The organism is Pseudohongiella acticola (assembly GCF_001758195.1).
GTDB classification, from domain to species: Bacteria; Pseudomonadota; Gammaproteobacteria; order Pseudomonadales; family Pseudohongiellaceae; genus Pseudohongiella; species Pseudohongiella acticola.
In genome coordinates this window covers 91702-112289 of sequence record NZ_MASR01000003.1, presented here as the reverse complement: position 1 = coordinate 112289, position 20588 = coordinate 91702, and the positions used below count along the sequence as shown (strand labels likewise).

Genomic DNA, 20588 nt, shown 5'->3' with positions numbered 1-20588 from the left:
CCGCATCAGGAGCCCACCCGCATGTTTCGTTTACGATTCATTGACCGGCTTAAGTTTTTTGTCGAGCGCCAGTTTGTAAAGGGTGCGTCTTACCAGTTATTGATTGTGGTGGCGGTGATAGGGCTGATTTCCCTGCTTGGCGGCATGCTGGTGTTGCCGCTGGGGGAGTACGATGAACACTTGGGTAATGCAGTTTGGTGGGCCTTCCTGCGTCTGACCGACCCGGGCTATCTCGGTGATGACGAAGGCACCTGGCGCCGTATCGTATCGACCTGGCTGACGGTCAGTGGTTATGTGGTGTTTCTGGGCGCTCTGGTGGCGATCATGACGCGTTGGTTGATCGATATCATGGAACACCTTGAACTTGGTTTGACACCGGTGTCGCTTAAGAACCACATTGTCATTCTTGGCTGGAACAACCGCACGGTGCCATTGTTGCGCGAACTGGTGATGTCGACATCACGTCTCGGCCGCTTCATGCGAGAGCGCGATATCAAACGTTTGAAGATTGTTGTGCTGTCTGAACAGGTGTCTTCGGAACAGATTCAGTTACTACGTGCCGATCCGGGCATTGGCAAACGCAGCAAAGATATTATTCTGCGCAGTGGTTCGCCGCTGCAGCCTGAAGCACTGCACCGTGTTGCCTGTCTGCAGGCGGCGGCGGTCATCATTCCCAGCGAGTCGCATGGCCCGGACAGTCTGGTGACGTCTGATGTAGAGTCACTGAAAGCCTTGTTGTCGATTTATTCTCAGGCGCGAGAACGCAAGCAGCCGCTACCATTTGTGGTTATGGAAGTTGAAGATGTTCGCAAGTTTTCGGTAGCCTCCCGTGCCTACCCTGGGCCGTTGGAAGTTGTTGCCGGCGATGCCACCATCAGTCGATTGCTGGCGCAGAACATCATTCATCCGGGGTTGTCGGAGTTCTACGGAGAGCTTCTGACAGCACATGCCGGCAATGAACTGTACATAAGGCCGGCAGCACCTTATGCCGGTCTGGCGATCTCGGAAATTGAAGCCCGCTGTCCCTATGCCATCATGTTTGGTCTGCTGCGTCCCGGTGCTGACGGCGAATTACGCACCCACCTGAATGTGGCTTCGGATGAGATTCTGACATCGGCAGACGCGCTGGTGTTGATGGCGCAATCGTTTGACGAAACCGAACCGGCAGCGCGTGCGCCCAGTGGTCACCGGGTCAACCGGGTGGCGACCCTGCCAGATGCACAAACCCTGCCGACGACTCGTAAACGCCTGCTGATTTTGGGCTGGAATCGACGGGTGCCTGCGATCATTTCCGAGCTGGCGAGTTATCTGAATTATGAGTTTGATGTAGACCTGGTATCCGTCGTCCCGGCGGACAACCGCACTGCCGAGATAGGCCGTTACAGTGAGATTGCCGCCCGTGTAAGCTGCGACCATATCGAAGCCGACTACATGGTAGAGGGTGAACTGCGCCGTCTGAACCCGGCACGTTACGACAGCATCGTGTTGTTGAGCAGTGACCGACTGAGCTCCGGTGAAGAGGCTGACGCCCGCGCAATTGTTGGTTATCTGGTGCTGGAGGAGATACTGCAGGATGAGCGCAGGCAGCCACAGATATTGCTTGAACTCAGTGACCCTGCAAACGAAGACCTGTTGGTCAGCAACAGCAGCGAAACCATCATTAGTCCCATGATCCTCAGTCACATGCTGTCCCAGGTGACACTGCGCCGGGAACTGCGACTGGTTTATGACGAACTGTTCACCGCGCATGGTGCTGAAATACAGTTTTATGCTCCGGGTGAGTATGACCTGCAGGCAAAGGCCAGCTTCGGCGAATTCGAGGTCAAGGCAGCGGCCCTGGGCGAAACGGCATTGGGCATTTATCGCGCCAACGCGGATGCGTCCGGCAGGCGTCTGCAACTTAACCCGGTTCGGGCCAAAGCCATGGACCTGGCTCCGGGCGACCAGGTGGTGGCTCTGATAACTCTGTAGGAATTCAGGACAACAAGTGGTTTCGTCACTGTATACGCCCGCGGCGGGCGCTCTGCTATACTCTCGGCGCGGCCAGACTCGATGGCTGACTGAACTGTGTTTCTGGATGAAAGGGAGAGGATTAATGAAGATTATCAAAATGTTATTGGTTGCGGGTCTGGTGATGCCAGGGTTGGCGCTGGCGGATGCGTCAGACTATAGCTATATCGAAGGCGCTTACCTGCAGGGTGAGATCAGCGAGGTTGAGGTCGACGGTTTTGGCGTCGAAGCCAGTCTGGAATTTATTGACAGATTTCTTGCCGTAGCCAGTTTCACAGACCTTGACCAGGACGACGATGGCATCGGAGCTGACCTGGAGGGTGACATCACGTCAGTCGGCCTGGGTTTCATTTTCGGTCGCAATGAGACCGCCAGTGTCTACGGTACCGTCAGTCACATCGAATACGATGTACGTGGACGTCTTGGCGCCTTTGTATTTGGCGATGACAGTGAAGGTGCTCAGTTTGAGCTGGGTGCCCGCATGAACCTCAGCCCCGAAGCGGAGCTGTATGTGGCAGCCAAACATACCGATCTGGGTGAGGACGATGGGGATACGGCGCTGGACGCTGGCCTGGTCTATCAGTTTCTTCCGGCGCTGTCGGGCATGCTGACATACAGCCGCAATGATGACGATGACATCATGGGTCTGGGACTGCGCCTGAACTTCTGATGCTGGCGCGCAGGGCGATCTATTAACAATGTCATAAAAAAAAGCCGACCTGTTTATCAGCAGGTCGGCTTTTTAGTAAGCGTTTTTCGGGCTTGAGCCCGAAAAATCAGGCCAGGTTCTGGTTGGCAAAATCCCAGTTGACCAGATTGTCCAGAAACGCAGCCAGGAAGTCCGGCCGACGGTTCTGGTAGTCCAGGTAATATGCGTGCTCCCAGACATCACACACCAGAATGGGTTTGGCACTGGTGGTCAGTGGCGTTTCCGCATTCGGCGTTTTGGCAATCTTGAGTTTGCCGCCATCGAGCACCAGCCAGACCCAGCCGCTGCCAAACTGACCAACACCGCCCGCGCTAAACTCTTTCTTGAAGTCGTCGTAGCTGCCGAAATCGGCATTGATCTTGTCAGCAATGGCGCCGCTTGGCATGCCGCCACCGCTGGGTTTCATGCTTTGCCAGAAAAAGTTGTGGTTATACACTTGCGCAACGTTATTGAACAGCGGACCGCCGACTTTCGCGGTTGCGCGCACGAGATCTTCCAGATTGTCGGCATCAACACCGGCATCAGCCAGGAGTTCATTGCCTTTTACCACGTATGTATTGTGGTGTTTGCCGTGGTGGAAGCCCAGTGTTTCCGCAGACATATGCGGTTCCAGAGCGTTGGCAGCATAAGGCAGATCGGGTAATTCTAATTTCATACAAACCTCGACAAATCATTGATTGATAGTCACGTAAATTCAGCTTTTTAGCATAAATCACTCCGGACCATAGTTCAAGGCAAGGCTCTGCGACAGACGTTTGTGTTTGCCAGCGGCTCGGCAGTAGCCCGCGCCGCAGACAGGCTTTGCCGCCGGTACTGCATTGCGTCTACAATACAGGGCATTGGTAATGCATGTGCAGCAAGGCATTGAGGAAATGAACGATGCGAAATAACGATGAGCTGGGGGATATCCCGTCAATGGTACCTGACCGGGATGAAGTAGCAGACCGTCAGCATTCCCGGCGGCAACCGGACTTGGTGAAACCTGTCAGTTATGCCGAAACCATCAAAGTCAGTACCTGGCCGGTGCGGATCATGCTGCTGTTGCTCACACTGGCGATTGCGGCGGGCGCAGGTCTGGCCTACACGGCGTATGAGGAAAACCTGCGGCGCCTGGATCAGGCCAACAGCCGTTTGGCAGATCTGGAGCGTCGATTGGCGATGGTGGGTGATTCCGCTGAGGAAACCACGGGCAACATCATTGAACGCATAGATTTTAATTTTTCCGAAATTGACAAGCTGTGGGCGGCGCGAAACGCCACCAACGCCAGCGTCACGGATCTTACCGGCCGGGTCGCAGTAACCGAAACGCGCTCTCAGGAAAACCTCACTGCCGTTGAAGAAACCACCCAGCGGCTGGTGCAAACCACCAATCTGGTTGAAGAAACGCGCCGTAGCGTTGCCGACTTGCGTCAGGCATCGGAAGCGCTGGCGACTCGCCTGACCACCTTGAACACCACGGTGCAGGAAGTGCGGGGTGTTGCCCAGGATGTGGTTAATCTGCGTGCGGAAATCAGCACGGCAGAAGGCACTTCTGGCGGCCTCAACGATCGCCTGATGCGGGTGGAAGAAGCGGTTGAAGCGATTGATGCCTATCGCTTGCAGGTTAATCAGACGGTACTCAGGCTGCAGCAGCAAATTGAGGACGTTCGCGAAAACTGAGCCTGACAGGCGGCCATTTACTGGGTATAATGCGCCGCTCCTCGCACCGGGGCTCTTGACGCTGACAGATGGCTGACGAAGCAGTGCCCGGTATCGCAGGCGGACGTGGTGGAATTGGTAGACACGCTGGATTTAGGTTCCAGTGCCGCAAGGTGTGGGAGTTCGAGTCTCCCCGTCCGCACCATCTTTAATCAGGGCTACGAACACTCGATCCTGATTGCCTGTTGCATTCTCTCCATCACCGTCAGTGTGTCCGGCGAATCAGTCGCCGGATAACAGGTCGGCGTGCGTGGACATACTGATCCGCGTGAGCAGATCACCCGTGCCGGGTTGTTGATGCCACGCTGTATCCAGCCAATATTGAGTATGCCGGCAGCGCTGAGCAGGTCCTTACGGATGGCCGCAGGTATGTCGGCATCGCCACCTCCTCTGACACAGACCTCCTTCAGGCTGGCAGCGAGTTCGCTGGCGGGCCGGCCCTGAGTATCAAGCACCGGATTAAGATCAATACCCGCACACAGGACGTGCGGATTGCCTGCCATATCTTCCACGTTGACCGATTCGCAGCAGTAGATCCGTGGCCCCTTGCTGCTCTCCAGCACCGAAATCTGTGCGCTGGTGCCAGCGTTGTCTTGATTGATCATGCGGAACACCGCCCAGTTCTGACACGGATCTTCCACCAGCCGCATATTGCCCCAGGGCAGGGGAATGCCGTTGCCACGATAGACGGCCTTGAGGGTGCCGGGTGGATACGCATCAAAATAGTGCCAATGTGGATAGGACGATACGGCAGTCATGCGGCGCATGACAACGGAAGGCGACACGCCCAGTTGCTGGTGCACGTTAACTTCGTAACTGTTGCGTTCAAGCAACTGCCGGAACGGAATCCTTGGGCAGAGCAGGGCGCCAGCAAAAAAGCTGCATTCAAAGTCCCGCCATGCTGCCAGAATGTCCTGAGCATCAGGTTCGAAGGATTGGGCGCCGGCTGCGCTACCGGCATTGCTCCGGTTCTTGCCCGCCAGCAACACACTTTTTAATCCGTCCTTGTCATGCAGCGTGCAGTGCCCGATGTGCAGCGCCAGGTCGTACTTGAGCCGCGACGGTTCCGATTTCAGAAGTTCATTGAGATAAAGGGTGCCGGGCGGATCAAAAAAGGAACGAACAGTGCTCTTTGAGTGGTTGCCGGTTTCATCCAGAACATCCTGGGGCGCCCGGGTAAACCATTTGATGGTGAGACCCAGTCTGGCGACGATAGCCAGCATTTCATCCACCTGCAGTGGCATGCGTTTAAGGCCAATATTTTCCGCCGCGCGCTCCAGATCAGGGAAGTGGTTGCGATGATGTTCCTGGTGCGCGCGTATCAATAGATGAGCGAACTGTCGGCCAGTTGTGCCGGTCTGCGCCAGCATTTCCGGAATTGCGATCTGCAGTATGTTGTCGCTGAACAGAAAGCCAGGTTCCAGTGCCATGCCGCTAATGCCTCCGTGACCGGACTTTACTGGCGTGATCGCTGTCTGCGGCAGGGCATCATCCATGAACCAGGTGCTGTCTTTCTGAAACACCTCGGCAATGATGGCCAGCATGTCTTTGCCCGGGACCCGTTTGCCGCGTTCAATCATCGAAAGATAGGACACCGACGGTGCGGCTTCGGGGTCCACCTTGATACAGCGGGCAGACAGGTCTTCCAGCGTTAGATGATGCTGCTTGCGCAGGTTGCGGATTTTGGTGCCAAGAAAGTGAGACTGTCGCATCAGGCTGGCATGACTTCTCATGATATTTCACCCCTAAGGCCGAATCGTGTCATCGCAATGACAGGAACTGCATTTTGTAAAATTAACAATGTGAAATTCTTATTGTGAAATTATATATATCGATTCTATACACTACGCCTGTCTTAAGCAAACGGCCTGAACATCCTCGGTATGGATCAGGTGGAAACGGAGATTGGCATGCAAACAGCGACACAACTGCAAACAGCCTTACCAACGCAAAGCGCCACAGATCCGCGCTTTTACCAGTTTATCACCGAGCAGGTACTGCCATTGACCGGCCTGGATGCAACAGCGTTCTGGCAGGGTTTTGACGCACTGGTGGCGGAACTGGCACCGCGCAACCGCGCATTGCTGGCCCAACGTGACCATCTGCAGCTGCAGATTGATCAGTGGCATCAGCAACACGTGGGTCGGACACATGATGCGGAGGCCTATCGCGCGTTTCTGGAAGAGATTGGTTATCTACAGCCAGAACCGGAGATTGTCTCCATTGCGACCCAAACGGTGGATGACGAGATTGCCCACATTGCCGGTCCTCAGCTGGTGGTGCCGATCAAGAATGCCAGATTCGCCATCAACGCTGCCAATGCGCGCTGGGGCAGCCTGTACGATGCTGTTTATGGCAGTAACCTGATTCCTGATGCAGGAGAGCTGGCGTCTGGCGATGGCTACAACCCACGCCGGGGCGCCGAAGTCATTCGTTTTGCCAGGGATTTCCTTGATCGCGCCTTCCCGCTCATTGACGGCTCGCATCAGCAGGCCACCGCTTACCGGATTGAAGATGCACAACTGGTTGTTGAATTGACCAATGGCGTCTGTACGGGGCTGCGCCAGCCGGAGCAATGGACAGGCCTGACGGGGGCGCATCAGCAACCCGACTCACTCATTCTATGCAATCACCGACTGCACGTGGAAATTGTCTTTGATCGCAATGGCAGCCTCGGCGGCCACGCACAGGCGGGTATTCAGGATATCAGGGTGGAGTCGGCCATCACCACCATCATGGATTGCGAAGACTCAGTCGCTGCTGTTGATGCAGAGGACAAACTTGAGGTGTATGCCAACTGGCTTGGCTTGATACGCGGTGACCTCATTGCCGAGGTTAGCAAGGGCGGGCAGTCCCGGCAGCGTTCCCTGAACCCGGATAAAACGTTTACTGCGGCCGATGGAACGCAAGGTCAGTTACCGGGTCGTGCCCTCATGCTGATTCGTAATGTGGGGCTGTTGATGGACAGTGAGCTGATGCATGACGCTGATCATCAGCCGGTGCCGGAAGGCATCATTGATGCGGTGGTGACTGCGCTGATCGCTTCGCTGCAGTTTCGCGATTCGGGTGCGCTGAAAAACTCTCGTTGCGGCAACATCTACATCGTCAAACCGAAGCTGCACGGCCCCGAGGAGGTCGCCTTTACCGTAACTCTGTTTGATCGCGTGGAGGAACTGCTGCAGTTGCCCCGTCACACCATCAAACTGGGCATCATGGATGAGGAAAGGCGCACCACCGTCAATCTGAAGGCCTGCATTGCGGCTGCCAGGGAACGGGTGGTGTTTATTAATACTGGTTTTCTTGATCGCACCGGCGACGAGATTCATACCAGTATGCACGCAGGCGCGTTCTTGCCCAAAACCCGGCTCAAGGATGAACCCTGCATCCGCGCCTACGAAGACAACAATGTCGACGTCGGGCTGGCCTGTGGTTTTCCAGGTCGGGCGCAGATTGGCAAAGGTATGTGGGCAATACCTGATGACATGGCCGGCATGATGACAAACAAAATCGCCCATCCGCGCGCGGGAGCCACTACCGCCTGGGTGCCATCACCTACGGCTGCCACGCTGCATGCGTTGCACTATCACGAAGTCAATGTACTGGTGAGACAGCAGGCCCTGCGTTCGCGCGAACGGGCCGCACTGGCGGATATCCTGAGCATCCCGCTTTTACCCGTGCGACATGGTCTGAGCGATGACGTCATTGCCCGCGAACTGGAAAACAATATTCAGGGCATTCTGGGTTATGTCGTGCGCTGGATTGACCAGGGTATCGGTTGCTCCAAGGTGCCCGACATCAACCAGGTTGGTCTGATGGAAGATCGTGCCACCTTACGCATTTCCAGCCAGCATGTCGCCAACTGGTTGCTGCACGGTATCTGCAGTGAACATCAGGTTCTGAGTGTCATGCGGCGTATGGCCGTCGTTGTGGATGAACAGAACCAGGGTGCTCCCGGCTATCGTGCCATGAGTCCGAACTTTGATGGCAGCCTGGCGTTCGCTGCGGCGAAAGCGCTGATCTTTGACGGTCAGGCGCAACCCAATGGATACACCGAACGCACCCTGCATCACTATCGCCGCTTGGCCAAAGCCCGGCCCTGAGCAACCAGTTTACGGAACATAACAAAACACATACACCACTAAACATTAATGAGGAAAATACGATGACGACTTATCAGCAACAGATGGACCAGGCCACTCGCACACTGGCGACTCAGGGAGAGGCATGGAACGGTATTAGCGCGGAATATATCGCACGCATGCGTTTGCAGAACCGTTTTCAGACCGGACTTGATATTGCCCGATACACCGCCCGCATCATGCGTGACGACATGGCTGCCTATGACCGTGATCCGGCTCAGTACACTCAGTCGCTGGGCTGCTGGCACGGGTTTATCGGTCAACAGAAAATGATTTCCATCAAGAAACATTTTCAGAGTACCAAAGGGCGCTACCTGTATCTGTCGGGCTGGATGATTGCTGCTTTGCGTTCCGAGTTCGGCCCGTTACCAGACCAGTCCATGCATGAAAAAACGGCGGTGCCGGCACTGATCGAAGAGCTCTATACGTTTCTGCGCCAGGCTGACGCGCGGGAGATGAATCATCTGTTCAAGGACCTGGATGCCGCGCGTGCGTCCGGAGACCAGGTGGCGCAGAAGGCGGCACTGAATAAAATCGACAACTTCCAGACTCATGTAGTCCCCATCATTGCAGATATCGATGCCGGCTTTGGTAATGAAGAGGCGACCTACCTGCTGTCGAAAAAAATGATCGAAGCGGGCGCCTGTTGTATCCAGATTGAAAATCAGGTGTCTGACGCTAAACAATGTGGCCATCAGGATGGCAAGGTGACTGTGCCCCACGAAGATTTTCTTGCCAAGATCAATGCCGTACGCTATGCCTTTATGGAGCTGGGCGTAGAAGATGGCGTGATTGTGGCGCGTACAGATTCGCTTGGCGCCAGCCTGACCCAGAAGATCCCGGTTTCATCGACTCCGGGTGATTTAAATGATCAGTACAATGCTTTCATTGACGGCGAAGAAATAACGTCGCTGGATCAGTTGGAATCGGGCGACATGTTATTACGTCGTGGCGATACCAACATCAGGCCAACACGTCTGGCCAATGGCCTGGTGCGATTCAAACCGGACACTGGCGTTGATCGCGTGGTGCTGGACTGTGTTACCTCGCTTCAGCATGGCGCGGATCTGCTATGGATTGAAACCGAGAAACCGCACTTGCAGCAGATCGCCTGTATGGTGGACCGTGTTCGTGCGATCGAACCCAAAGCCAAACTGGTTTACAACAACAGCCCTTCGTTTAACTGGACCCTGAGCTTCCGTCAGCAGGTGTTCGATGCGTGGACGGAAGAAGGACGGGACCTGACCCCGTATCAGCGCGACAATCTGATGAATGCTGAGTATGATGAAAGTGACCTGGCACAGGAAGCGGACGCCCGTATTCAGAGTTTCCAGCGCGATGCTGCCCGGGTCGCAGGTGTATTTCATCACCTGATTACACTGCCGACCTATCACACCGCTGCACTGTCAACGGATGACCTGGCGAAAGACTATTTTGGTGAACAGGGCATGCTGGCTTACGTACGCAAAGTTCAGCGCCAGGAGATTCGTCGCGGTCTGGCTTGCGTCAAGCACCAGGACATGGCGGGCTCCAACATTGGCGACAACCACAAGGAGTATTTCTCTGGCGGCAATGCTCTGAAAGCGTCGGGTAAAGACAACACCATGAATCAGTTTGGCTGACGGCCTGCCCGAACTCTGGAAACACGACGCTATCCCTGCGTATACTGGTGCCATCAGGCATCAGTGTACGACATGTACACAGCCACAAAATGGTGTGCAATCAGGGGCCACGGATGAATCGATACTTTGAACGGCTCTGGCAGCTGCTTGCCCAGGGCGATGACAATGGCATCGATGAGGGCACTCGCAGTAGAGGGGGCGCCGGGCAAGAGCAGGGAAACGACCCTGCCGGACCGGCGCCTGGCCTGCAGAGCGCGGCAGAATGGGCAGGGCGGACGCTGCCGGTGATCTGGTTGCTGGGTAAAACCGGCGCTGGCAAATCCTCCTTGATCCAGGCATTGACTGGTTTGAGCGCGGCGCGGGTAGGTAATGGCTTTGAACCCTGCACTCGCACGGCCAGTATGCTTGATTTTCCGCATGACTTGCCGGTCATGCGATTCCTTGATACCCGGGGCCTGGGTGAGACTGGTTATGATCCGGAAGAGGACCTGCATGCCTGTGACAAGGGCAGTCATGTTCTGATTGCAGTCGCACGTCTGGACGACCCTGTGCAGGCTGAGATTGCTGCGGCCATCGCTGCGGTGCGTAAGCGCCGATCCGGAACTCCCATCATTATTGTGCACAACGGCGCCGATCTGCTGCCACAGGAGCAGGCCCGGTTTCGCGCGCGCGCCCAGACCCAGCAGTTATTCGAGAAAGCGGCCGGACAGACGCTGCCGAGTATCGAAACCATACTGTTACCAGGACAGGTACCTGCGTCAGAGTCCGGCGTTGATTCGTTAATCACCCATCTTGCAGGCATCATGCCGGACGTGGCGTTGCTGCTGGCAGGAGAGGAGCGCCGTGATGCCGAGCGCAATGCCTTTGCCGACGTTCGCGCCCGGGTACTGTGGTATGCCAGTGCTGCTGGCGCCTCGGATGTTGCACCGGTGGTCGGTGCTGTCACGGTGCCCTCCCTTCAGGCTGCCATGTTGCGAACACTTGGCAAGATCTATGAGGTGAGCTGGACCCGCGTTCGCATGACTGAGTTCACGCTGGCGCTGGGCGCCAGTGCCGCGTTCCGGTTTGGCGCCAGCTACGCTGTTCGCCAGTTGACCAAGCTGATCCCGGTATATGGTCAGACGGCGGGCGCTGCCGTGTCCGGTACCATCAGTTTTGCTGCTACCTATGCCCTGGGTCGTGCCGCTGCCTTTTATTTGCACCGTACCCAGCTTGGGCTTGCCATAGATCCGGAGGAACTGAGGGCCCTGTACACCGACGCGCTACGGAGGGCTCGCCGTGAAGGGACGTGACAAGTTGAAGCGAGCCTTCCTGCGTTGGGATCATCTGTTGGTCGTGTTTGTGCTGGGTTCGCCCTTCATCCTGCTGATGTTGCTGGGTTTTGTCTGGTTGCTGCAACAGAACGCCATTCTCTGGTTCTTTGGCGCCAGTCTGCTGATCAGTATTGTGGTATTGACGCTGCGCAATCTGTTGCGGAAACGTTGGCACAGCAGGGAAGAGGAAGACGCCATCGCTGCTGATCTGGCGGTAGCGCCGGACCCCGACTGGCTGCCCACCGAGAAAGCGGTTTTCACTGACGTGAGTCAGCATATTTCCGCGCTCACACGCACCTCACTGCCCTGGGAGTCTTTGCCGGAGCATGCACTGGATGTTGTCAACCAGGTGGCCTCAGGCCTGGATGGCAAAAACAAAAGTGCCTTGAATTTTACCCTGCCGGAGGCCTTGTTGCTGTTGGAGTCAACAGCGTCGCGTTATCGCGCCCATCTGCGGAGCAAGTTACCGTTTTCTGACCAGATTTCACTGGCGACCCTGTACTGGCTTTGGCGCCAGCGCGATCGGGCCAACATACTCTGGAAAGTCGCCCATGGTGGTAGCCGGATGGCGCGCTTTGCCTTCAACCCGGCAGCCGGTGTGCTACGGGAACTGGAGCAATTGGTGGCGGGCGGAAATTCGGACTATGTCACCGAGAATATGCTGGGTGCCCTGCAGGCCGTGTTGCTGGAAGAAGTCGCCTTTGCTGCCATCGAGCTTTACTCTGGCCGTCTCCGCTTTACCGACGATGAACTGATGCAGGTCCCGCTGGCCAACACCCGCGCAGATCAGAAGCGCATGGCCCTGCCTGATCTGCCGGTGCGTATTGTGTTTGTGGGTCAGACCAGTGCCGGCAAATCAACGCTGATCAATGCATTGTTGACGCGTGAAGACGCAGAAACCGATGCTGCAGCAACTACGCCGGGACTGGTGACTTATCAGACTGAGCTGGACGGCACGCCTTGTTATTTGTTGGACAGCGAAGGCCTTGATGGCTCCTCGCAACACCTTGAGCAGATGCTGAAAGAAATGACACAGGCTGATCTGGTCATCTGGGTCATCCGAGCCAATCGCCCCGCGCGCGATCCGGATGTGCAGTTAAAACAAAAATTTGATGCCTGGTTTGAATCTCACCCGCGACGTCGCAAACCTGTTGCATTGATCGTTGCCACCGCCATGGACCAGCTGATCGGGACCGAGGGGCAACCGTCGGCTGCCGAACAGACCACCATTGCAGCAGCGGCAACGGCGATTGGCAAGGACATGTCTGGTCTGCAGGTCGTGCCGGTCAGCGTTGGCGCAGCCGCCTGGAATCTGGACGTGGTCAGCAATACGCTGCATGCTGAATTGCCGGAAGCAAGACGCGTGCAACGCAACCGACGCCGGGTTGAGGGTGTGGCCCGTGAGGGGCGGCTGCGCAGCCAGCTGCGAAAAGGCGGCCGGGGTATCAAACAGGGCCTCAAAATGGCCGGCAGACGGGTCAGCAAAGGAAGCAGGTCATGACTGAGGTAGCGCCCATGCGAGTCACAGACGTTGACGCCGCTGTACAGGCCATCATTGACAGGGTCGGTAACCGAATTGTGTTGGGATTGCCATTGGGGGTGGGCAAACCCGTGCGCCTTGCCAATGCGCTGTACCAGCGTGCCTGCAAGCAAGCCGACTTGAATCTGCATATTGTGACAGGGCTGTCGTTGCTTGTGCCCAAGGCGGGTTCGTCGATGGAGAAACGGTTTCTGGAACCGTTCACGCAACGGCTTTTTGGCAATGTGCCGACGCTCGACTATGTTCGCGATGCAGCAAGTGGGAATCTGCCTGACAACGTGAAAGTGTCTGAATTTTTCTTTCAGGCAGGCAGTTTTGTCAGCCAGTCGCAGCAACAACGTGATTATGTCTGCAGCAACTATACTCATGCCGTGCGCGACCTGATGGCGCAGGGACTGAATGTTGTAGCACAGATGGTGGCACCTGACCCTGAGGCAATCAATAACGCTGATAACGAGTTGCTCAGCCTGAGCAGTAATCCGGACCTGACGCTCGACCTTATCCCATTGTTGCGGCAACGCGAAGCAGACGGTACGCCGATCGCGCTGGTGGCGGAAATCAATGCTGCGCTACCTTTTATGGGGCATCACGCTGCGGTATCGGCAGAGACGTTTGATGTGGTGTTGCACGACGCAACCGGTGCTTACCCGTTGTTCTCAGTACCACAGACGTCCGTCAGCGAACAGGATCATCTGATCGGTTTTTACGCCAGCACGCTGTTACGGGATGGCGGCACACTGCAGGTTGGCATCGGCTCATTGGGAACAGCGCTGGTGCACAGCACTATCCTTCGACACAGTCACAATGCCGATTGGGTGCGTCTGTATCATCAGTTGGACATCGACAGACGTTGCCCGGGTGTTAGCGAATGTGGAGGGTCGGGGCCATTCGTGAAAGGCCTCTACGGCTGCAGTGAAATGATGATGGAAGGTTTCCTGGATCTGATGGAGGCAGGCATCCTGACCCGCAACGTTTATGAGGACGCCGCGCTTCAGGAGGCAATAAACAGCGACGACAATGATGCACTGACGGATTTATCCGCCGGGTCGCCTGGCGTGGTCATGCATGGCGGCTTTTTTCTGGGCTCGCGGGCATTCTACGACAGGCTGCATAAATTGACGCCGGCACAGCGTGAGCTGATCTGTATGACCAGTGTCAACTTTACAAACGACCTGTTTGATCATCGTTATGGCAATCAACGTCTGAAGGTTGCTCAACGTATTCATAGCCGGTTTATCAATACTGCACTGATGCATACCCTGGATGGCGCGGCCATTTCTGATGGTCTTGAAGACGGCCGTGTTATCAGTGGTGTGGGTGGGCAATATAATTTTGTTGCCATGGCGCATGAGCTGGCTGACGCCCGTTCAATCGTCACCCTGCGCAGCACACGTGAAAAAAACGGCAAGGTTCAGTCAAATATTGTCTTCAGCTATGGTCACTGCACCATTCCCAGACATTTGCGAGATATCGTCATCACTGAGTATGGTATCGCCGACCTCAGAGGGCAGCCTGACGAGGAGGTCTATCGACGCATGATTGCTGTGGCCGATGCGCGTTTTCAACCGGCGTTGCTGGCCCAGGCGAAGGAGGCCGGGAAAATTGCTGAAGACTTTGACCCGCCGGAGCACTGGCGCGAAAATACGCCGAACCGGATTAAACATCTGCTGGCGCAACCGGAGAACGAGGGACTGTTCCCAGCCTTTCCATTTGGTCACGACTTTAGCGCGCACGAGATGGTACTGGCCAGGGCCTTGAAGAAGCTGCAAGGCATGACCACCACGTTGCCGGCCCGTTTGACAACCTTGCTCAGAGCAGTATTGAATACCCGTGGTGTGGCAGATCAGGACGCGTTGCTGGCGCGTATGTCGCTGCAGGCTCCGAAAGGCATTAACGCCTGGATTGAAAAGCGAATGTTGATCTTCGCCCTGACCAAGACGTCGGGGCAGGGCGGCGGTGCAACGCAACAGACTGATTAAGTTAAAGAACGGCTAATCAAAAGGCAGAACTATAAGTCGACCGAGAATTTTACACACTGACCCAGGAGGTTTTTTATGGTTTCCACTGTTTCGTACAGATTTTCTCGCCCGATCGCGTTGCTGGCGGCACTGGCGGCAGGTCCCGCGCTGGCTGATGATGCCGGTGAGCTGCAGGCTCTGATCACAGCAGATCATCGAGTGGCTGCCAACATTGAGCGCAATGATGCCCGCAACCCGGTCGAGACGCTGCAATTCTTCGGGCTGGAAAAAGGCATGACTGTGGTGGAAGTTCTGCCCGGGGCGGGCTGGTATACCGAGATACTGGCGCCATTTTTGCGTGACAACGGTACCTACTATGCAGCGCACTTCTCTGCCAATGCCAGCCTTTCCTACCAACCGCCGGCGCTGGAGCGTTTTCGTCAAAAACTGTCTGCCAATTCCGAGGTTTATGACCAGACAAGGGTGACGCATCTGAATCCACCTGCGGAAACGGAGATCGCACCCGCCGGTTCTGCCGACCTGGTGTTGACCTTCCGCAACGTGCACAACTGGATTATGGCGGGCACTCAGGAAGAGCATTTCCAGTCCTTCTATACCGCACTTAAACCCGGTGGCGTGCTGGGCGTGGTCGAACATCGCGCGCCAGAAGGCAGCAGCATGGAAGTGATGGAAACCACGGGTTATGTCACGCAGGCACACACCATCGAGCTGGCTGAAGCGGCTGGCTTTGAATTTGTCGAGGCATCGGAAATCAATGCCAACGCCCGTGATACCGCTGACCATCCGCGCGGCGTATGGACATTACCACCGACATTGCGTCTGGGTGATGAAAATCGAGAGCGCTATGAGGCCATCGGCGAGAGTGATCGCATGACACTCAAATTCATGAAACCGCAGTAAATCCAGCGAGTGACACCGGGATACAGGCGGGCAGTTGTGCTCTTCCGTATCCCACAACGTGGTAAATCACTGTCAACACTATCAACTGGGCTTGCAATATATACTCAGGTATATATCATATTTCTCAAAATATACTTGAGTACATATCAAGACCACTCAATGTCCAGCAGCAAGGTTTGCCATGCACAAGCACGATACCCATCCGGTCGGTGAGTTCAGGGCGCCGTTCGCACTGGCCACTGATGCCGGGGAGATTTCGCCTCGTCGGTTGGCGTTGTTAAAGGCGATTGCTGAGTGTGGCTCGATCAGTGGCGCCGCCAAAGCGATTGGCATGACCTACAAGGCGGCCTGGGATGCCGTGGACGCCATGAATAACCTCGCCGGCACAGTGCTCGTCCAGAGTCAGCATGGTGGGCACGGCGGCGGTGGCGCGCAATTGAGCGCTGCCGGAACAAAAGTGATTGATGATCTGAAGCGTCTGCAGGTTTTGCAGGCCCGTTTCATGAATCAGTTGAAGACGGAAGGCGACCTGGACAAGTCCCTGGCCGTGATGAGGAGGCTGAATATGCGAAGCAGTGCCCGCAATGTGCTTTGGGGCACCGTTGACAGTGTGCTTGATGGTGGTGTCAGTTCCGAGGTCAACGTGCGCCTGTCCGGCGGTGACAGCCTGCACGCCATTGTCACCCGTGAAAGTGCCCAGGAATTGGCGCTGGCGCCCGGCAGTGAAGTGCAGGCCATCATCAAGGCTTCATGGATCATTCTGGCGCTGGCCGAAGACACGACTCGCACCTCCGCGCGCAATCGGCTGTGTGGCAGCGTGACGCGAATAGTGCCTGGTGAAGTCAATGCCGAAGTGGTCCTGGCGCTGGCCGGTGGCAATACTCTGGCGGTGATTATCACACGGCAGAGTCTGGATGAGCTTGCCCTGATTGAAGGCACGCAGGTCTGTGCGCTGATCAAGGCGTCACATATCATTCTTGGGATCACCTCGTGAAAAGTGTAAAGGTCACGCTGCTGAGTATTGTTGTTGGATTGTTGAGTTCGGTGTCAGCGGCCCAGCAAATGACGATTGCTGCGGCATCGTCATTGCGCCCCACACTGGATTATCTGGTTGCGGCGTATCGTATGGATAATCCTGCACACAATATCTCCATTATTTACGGTGCATCGGGCCGACTGACTGCGCAGATCCTGAACGGCGCGCCTTTTGACCTTTTTATGTCTGCCGACATGGAGTTTCCGCAACGCCTTGCTGACGAGAACGCCGCCACAACCGAACCACGCGTCTATGGCTATGGCCGGATTGTGTTGTGGAGTGCCAACGTTGATGCCTCGGTTTTGACGTTGCAGGATCTGGGCGCGGACCGAATCGGTCGAATTGCCATCGCCCAGCCCGCGGTGGCGCCCTACGGCCAACGTGCCCGCGAAGCCATGCAGGCTGCCGGGGTATGGGATGAGGTCGAAGACAGGCTGGTGTTCGGCGAGAATATCGCCCAGGTTGCGCAGATGGCGCAATCCGGTGCCGCAGACGTCGGTATCATTGCGTTGTCGCTGGTGATGCAGCCGGAACTGGCAGCGCGCGGCTACACCCTGATCGACGCTGCGCTGCATCAGCCGCTGGCGCAGGGTTTTGTGGTGACCCAACGTGGCGTCGATAATGTCGTGGCCGATGCTTTTGCCCGGTTCCTGTCGACACCGGCCGCTCATGCTGTGTTCCGTGACAACGGATTTGATGTTGATGCTTGAGTTAAGCGCCACCGATTGGCAGGCGATCCGGCTGACGCTGACCCTGTGCTTTTTTACTACCGTGATATTGCTGACGATTGCCACGCCATTGGCCTGGTGGCTGGCCAGTGGCCGATCAGCGCTGCGTGTGGTGGTGCAGACGGTGGTGGCCTTGCCGTTGGTGCTTCCGCCGACAGTATTAGGCTTTTATCTGTTGGTGGCACTTGGTCCCCGTGGCCCGGTCGGCAGTACCCTGGAGGGCATGGGGCTAAGTCATCTGGCTTTTAGCTTTGAAGGCATTTTGCTGGCATCGGTGCTGTACTCGATGCCGTTTGCCGTGCAACCCCTGCTGGAGGCGTTCAACAATCTGGGCCGACGCCATGTTGAGGTGGCGTCATCATTGGGTGCTGGCGTGCTGGACCGGTTTTTCACCGTCATTCTGCCACTGTGCCGTGGTGGTTTTATTGTTGCCGCGACCTTGAGTTTTGCCCATACGGTCGGTGAATTCGGCGTCATCCTGATGCTGGGCGGCAGTATTCCTGGTGAAACCAAGGTGTTGTCGATATTGATCTATGAGCATACGGAGGCCATGAACTATGTCGCCGCGCACCGGCTGTCGCTGTTGCTGCTGGTGTTCTCGTTTACGGTATTGTTTGTTGTGTACAGCATCAATCGCCGGTTTCAGGTGGCCAAAGTATGAATCTGCAGATAAAAGCACAACTGCAGCGCGGCGACTTCAGACTCGACGTCGATACCCGGTGGCCTGCGCAGGGCGTCACTGCATTGTTTGGACGGTCGGGTTGCGGCAAGACCACCTTGTTGCGCATTATCGCTGGTCTGGAGCGGGTCAGGGGCGCACAGGTATGGTTTGGTGATGAGTGCTGGCAGAACGACTCACAATGGGTAGCAGTGGAAAAGCGCCGGCTGGGCCTGGTATTCCAGGAAGCCAGTTTGCTGCCTCACCTGTCAGTGACCGGTAACCTGCTTTATGGTTACAAACGCACACCATCGACGCTACGGCGCCTGCAGTTGCCGGAAGTCAGCGCCATGCTGGGTCTGGAGTCCTTATTGTCGCGCCCGGTTGATGCGCTCTCGGGGGGACAGAAGCAACGCGTGGCGCTGGGGCGGGCACTGTTGTGCAGTCCTCAGTTACTATTACTTGATGAACCGCTGGCGGCCCTGGATACGCAGACCAAACGCGAAATTATGCCATTTCTGTCGCGACTGGCACAGGCCTCCGGTATTCCGATGGTGTTGATTACGCACGCACCGGACGAGGTACAGCGCCTGGCAGACCGTGTGATGTTCATGTGTGATGGACGCGTTGACGATTTGTGTACGTTGCAGCAGGCGATGGCAAAACCGGACTCGCCTCTGTTTGCTGACGAAGGCCCATCCTCCGTACTGGAAGGTGAGCTGGGGATTGCCGACGAACACGGCGCGCGGCTGTTTGGCCCAGAAGGCTCACAGCTGCGGGTGCAGGCACCCGATGATGCCAACACCTGCACTCAGACCAGCACCGGTACCACGCGGCTGCGCGTGCTGGCCCGTGATGTCAGCGTTGCGCTGGACGATCCGGCCCGTATCAGCATCCGCAATCACCTGGTGGTGACAATCAGGCAATTACATGATCTGCCGGGCAACCGGGTCCTGCTGGATACCTTTATGCAGGACGGACAGACACTGCTGATTGAGATCACTCCCTGGTCTGCGCAACGACTGGCGTTGGCAGCAGGTCAGCGTGTGTTTGCTCTGATCAAATCTGTGGCGCTGATGCGCTGAGCAGGTTGCCTGGTCAGGAAGTGTGCGGGAGACAGGCGAGGGTCCTTCGCAGCTATCAGAATTTTCCTGTTGACAATTATGCTTTGCAAGGTAAAGTACTTTGCATTGTGCTAAATTGAAGGCCGTAAACTCAAAGCCCTGACCTGATGAAGCAAATCGACAGCAAAAAAAACGCATCGACTTCTCCGGTGTCTCTGAACCAGCGGGCAGAGGACAATCTGCGCTTTATCCGTGACACCATGGAAGGCGCCAGTGTGTTTACCGGTGTGTCAGGGATGGGTTATATGGGTGCCGGCGTGACGGCGCTGCTGGCGGCATGGCTGGCGGAGCAGCAATCGAACGATGCTTACTGGCTTCTGGTATGGATGCTGGAACTGGTAATCGCCACCGCCATTGCGTTCAGCCTGCTGCTGCGCAAGACCGCCCAGCAGGGCAAATCGGTTTTTAATGCCAGTGGCCGCAAATTGTTCCTGGCGTTTCTGCCCACTATGAGCGTCGGTGGTTTGCTGACCCTGTCGTTTTTTTTGCAGGGCCGCACAGGCCTGTTGCCCGGTATCTGGCTTGGCTTGTACGGGGCTGCCGTGATGACGGCAGGGGTCTGGTCGGTGCGCGCAATCCCGGTCATGGGCGCACTGTTTATGGGCCTGGCCGCAGGGGTATTGTTGACAGCGCTGCCAGCGAACCTGATGCTGGCGCTGGGTTTTGGTGGCCTGCACATCGTGTTTGGTTTCTGGATATGGAGATATCATGGCGGTTAGTCGGAAAATCAGCAAGGCAGCATCGGCCCGGGCTGACGCTGTGTTAAACAAAACCGCCGCTCCGGCCAGAGGCGCCAGGGAGCGCAGCAGTGGTGACCTTGATCAGCTGATCCATGAGCGCTCACGGTTGGGGCTGGTGAGTGCACTGGCCAGTCACAAGTCCATGAGTTTTACCGAGCTGAAGGCGCTGCTTCAGATATCTGATGGCAACCTGAGCACGCATGCACGCAAATTGGAAGAGGCGGGTTACATCGAGTGCAGCAAGGGGTTTGATGGACGTATGCCGAGAACGGAATACCGGCTCAGCGCGTCCGGTCGCAGGGCACTAAATAAATATGTCGCGCACATGGAGGCGTTGATTGCGGCCATGAAAAAATAGGGTTGCTTTTTATTTGCTTACTAACTTTGTATAG

At 56.3% G+C, this 20588-nt stretch carries 17 protein-coding genes and 1 tRNA gene; 16 read left to right on the top strand and 2 right to left on the bottom strand.

All coding sequences use genetic code 11. The features are described from left to right. Positions 1-21: 21 nt before the first annotated feature. Complete coding sequence (locus tag PHACT_RS14700; RefSeq protein ID WP_070119036.1) at positions 22-1971, top strand: CASTOR/POLLUX-related putative ion channel; 1950 nt, start codon at positions 22-24, stop codon at positions 1969-1971. A gap of 124 nt (positions 1972-2095) precedes the next feature. Further along, entirely contained in the window at positions 2096-2680 is a 585-nt protein-coding gene (locus tag PHACT_RS14695) for an outer membrane beta-barrel protein (RefSeq protein ID WP_070119035.1), read from the top strand. A gap of 106 nt (positions 2681-2786) precedes the next feature. Here the strand turns inward: PHACT_RS14695 and PHACT_RS14690 are convergent, their stop codons facing one another. Then, on the bottom strand, positions 2787-3374 hold the full coding sequence (locus PHACT_RS14690; protein WP_070119034.1) for a superoxide dismutase: 588 nt from the start codon (positions 3372-3374) through the stop codon (positions 2787-2789). A gap of 224 nt (positions 3375-3598) precedes the next feature. Here PHACT_RS14690 and PHACT_RS14685 point away from each other — a divergent pair, with 224 nt between their 5' ends. Together PHACT_RS14685 and PHACT_RS14680 are read left to right on the top strand one after the other, a co-directional pair. After that, positions 3599-4378 (top strand): methyl-accepting chemotaxis domain-containing protein, encoded by a 780-nt coding sequence (locus PHACT_RS14685; protein WP_070119033.1) that lies wholly within the window; start codon positions 3599-3601, stop codon positions 4376-4378. A 99-nt stretch (positions 4379-4477) separates the two neighbouring features. Then, positions 4478-4562 (top strand) — tRNA-Leu (locus PHACT_RS14680). Positions 4563-4575: 13 nt separating this feature from the next. On the opposite strand, the gene PHACT_RS14675 is transcribed toward PHACT_RS14680, so the two are convergent. Further along, on the bottom strand, positions 4576-6150 hold the full coding sequence (locus PHACT_RS14675) for a DUF3612 domain-containing protein (protein ID WP_070119032.1): 1575 nt from the start codon (positions 6148-6150) through the stop codon (positions 4576-4578). 177 nt (positions 6151-6327) lie between these two features. Between PHACT_RS14675 and PHACT_RS14670 the strand changes: the two genes are divergently transcribed. The 12 genes from PHACT_RS14670 to PHACT_RS14615 all read left to right on the top strand — a co-directional run bounded on the left by PHACT_RS14670 (position 6328) and on the right by PHACT_RS14615 (position 20554). After that, positions 6328-8517, top strand: coding sequence for a malate synthase G (locus PHACT_RS14670; protein ID WP_245730822.1), 2190 nt, complete (start codon positions 6328-6330; stop codon positions 8515-8517). 62 nt (positions 8518-8579) lie between these two features. Next, positions 8580-10178, top strand: coding sequence for an isocitrate lyase (locus PHACT_RS14665; protein ID WP_070119031.1), 1599 nt, complete (start codon positions 8580-8582; stop codon positions 10176-10178). 113 nt (positions 10179-10291) lie between these two features. Further along, positions 10292-11470, top strand: a complete 1179-nt coding sequence (locus tag PHACT_RS14660; protein ID WP_169819492.1) for a YcjF family protein — start codon at positions 10292-10294, stop codon at positions 11468-11470. Then, positions 11457-12992, top strand: coding sequence for a GTPase (locus PHACT_RS14655; protein ID WP_070119030.1), 1536 nt, complete (start codon positions 11457-11459; stop codon positions 12990-12992). Before PHACT_RS14660 ends, PHACT_RS14655 begins: the two co-directional genes overlap by 14 nt. Beyond that, complete coding sequence (locus tag PHACT_RS14650) at positions 12989-15010, top strand: acetyl-CoA hydrolase/transferase C-terminal domain-containing protein (protein ID WP_083264689.1); 2022 nt, start codon at positions 12989-12991, stop codon at positions 15008-15010. Before PHACT_RS14655 ends, PHACT_RS14650 begins: the two co-directional genes overlap by 4 nt. Positions 15011-15085: 75 nt before the next feature. Continuing rightward, the gene (locus PHACT_RS14645; protein WP_070119029.1) at positions 15086-15910 is read left to right on the top strand and encodes a class I SAM-dependent methyltransferase; all 825 of its coding nucleotides are present in this window, start codon (positions 15086-15088) and stop codon (positions 15908-15910) included. 181 nt (positions 15911-16091) lie between these two features. Further along, positions 16092-16904, top strand: a complete 813-nt coding sequence (locus PHACT_RS14640) for a TOBE domain-containing protein (RefSeq protein WP_070119028.1) — start codon at positions 16092-16094, stop codon at positions 16902-16904. Further along, positions 16901-17656 carry a molybdate ABC transporter substrate-binding protein gene (modA, locus tag PHACT_RS14635; protein WP_070119027.1) on the top strand — a complete coding sequence of 252 codons (756 nt, stop codon included), beginning with the start codon at positions 16901-16903 and terminating at the stop codon, positions 17654-17656. The genes PHACT_RS14640 and modA overlap by 4 nt, the downstream gene beginning before the upstream one ends. Continuing rightward, positions 17649-18335 (top strand): molybdate ABC transporter permease subunit, encoded by a 687-nt coding sequence (gene modB / locus PHACT_RS14630; protein WP_070119026.1) that lies wholly within the window; start codon positions 17649-17651, stop codon positions 18333-18335. The genes modA and modB overlap by 8 nt, the downstream gene beginning before the upstream one ends. Next, complete coding sequence (gene modC / locus PHACT_RS14625) at positions 18332-19417, top strand: molybdenum ABC transporter ATP-binding protein (RefSeq protein ID WP_070119025.1); 1086 nt, start codon at positions 18332-18334, stop codon at positions 19415-19417. Before modB ends, modC begins: the two co-directional genes overlap by 4 nt. A 146-nt stretch (positions 19418-19563) precedes the next feature. Beyond that, on the top strand, positions 19564-20175 hold the full coding sequence (locus PHACT_RS14620) for a hypothetical protein (protein ID WP_070119024.1): 612 nt from the start codon (positions 19564-19566) through the stop codon (positions 20173-20175). Then, the gene (locus PHACT_RS14615; RefSeq protein ID WP_083264688.1) at positions 20165-20554 is read left to right on the top strand and encodes a winged helix-turn-helix domain-containing protein; all 390 of its coding nucleotides are present in this window, start codon (positions 20165-20167) and stop codon (positions 20552-20554) included. Before PHACT_RS14620 ends, PHACT_RS14615 begins: the two co-directional genes overlap by 11 nt. The last annotated feature ends 34 nt before the right edge of the window (positions 20555-20588 follow it).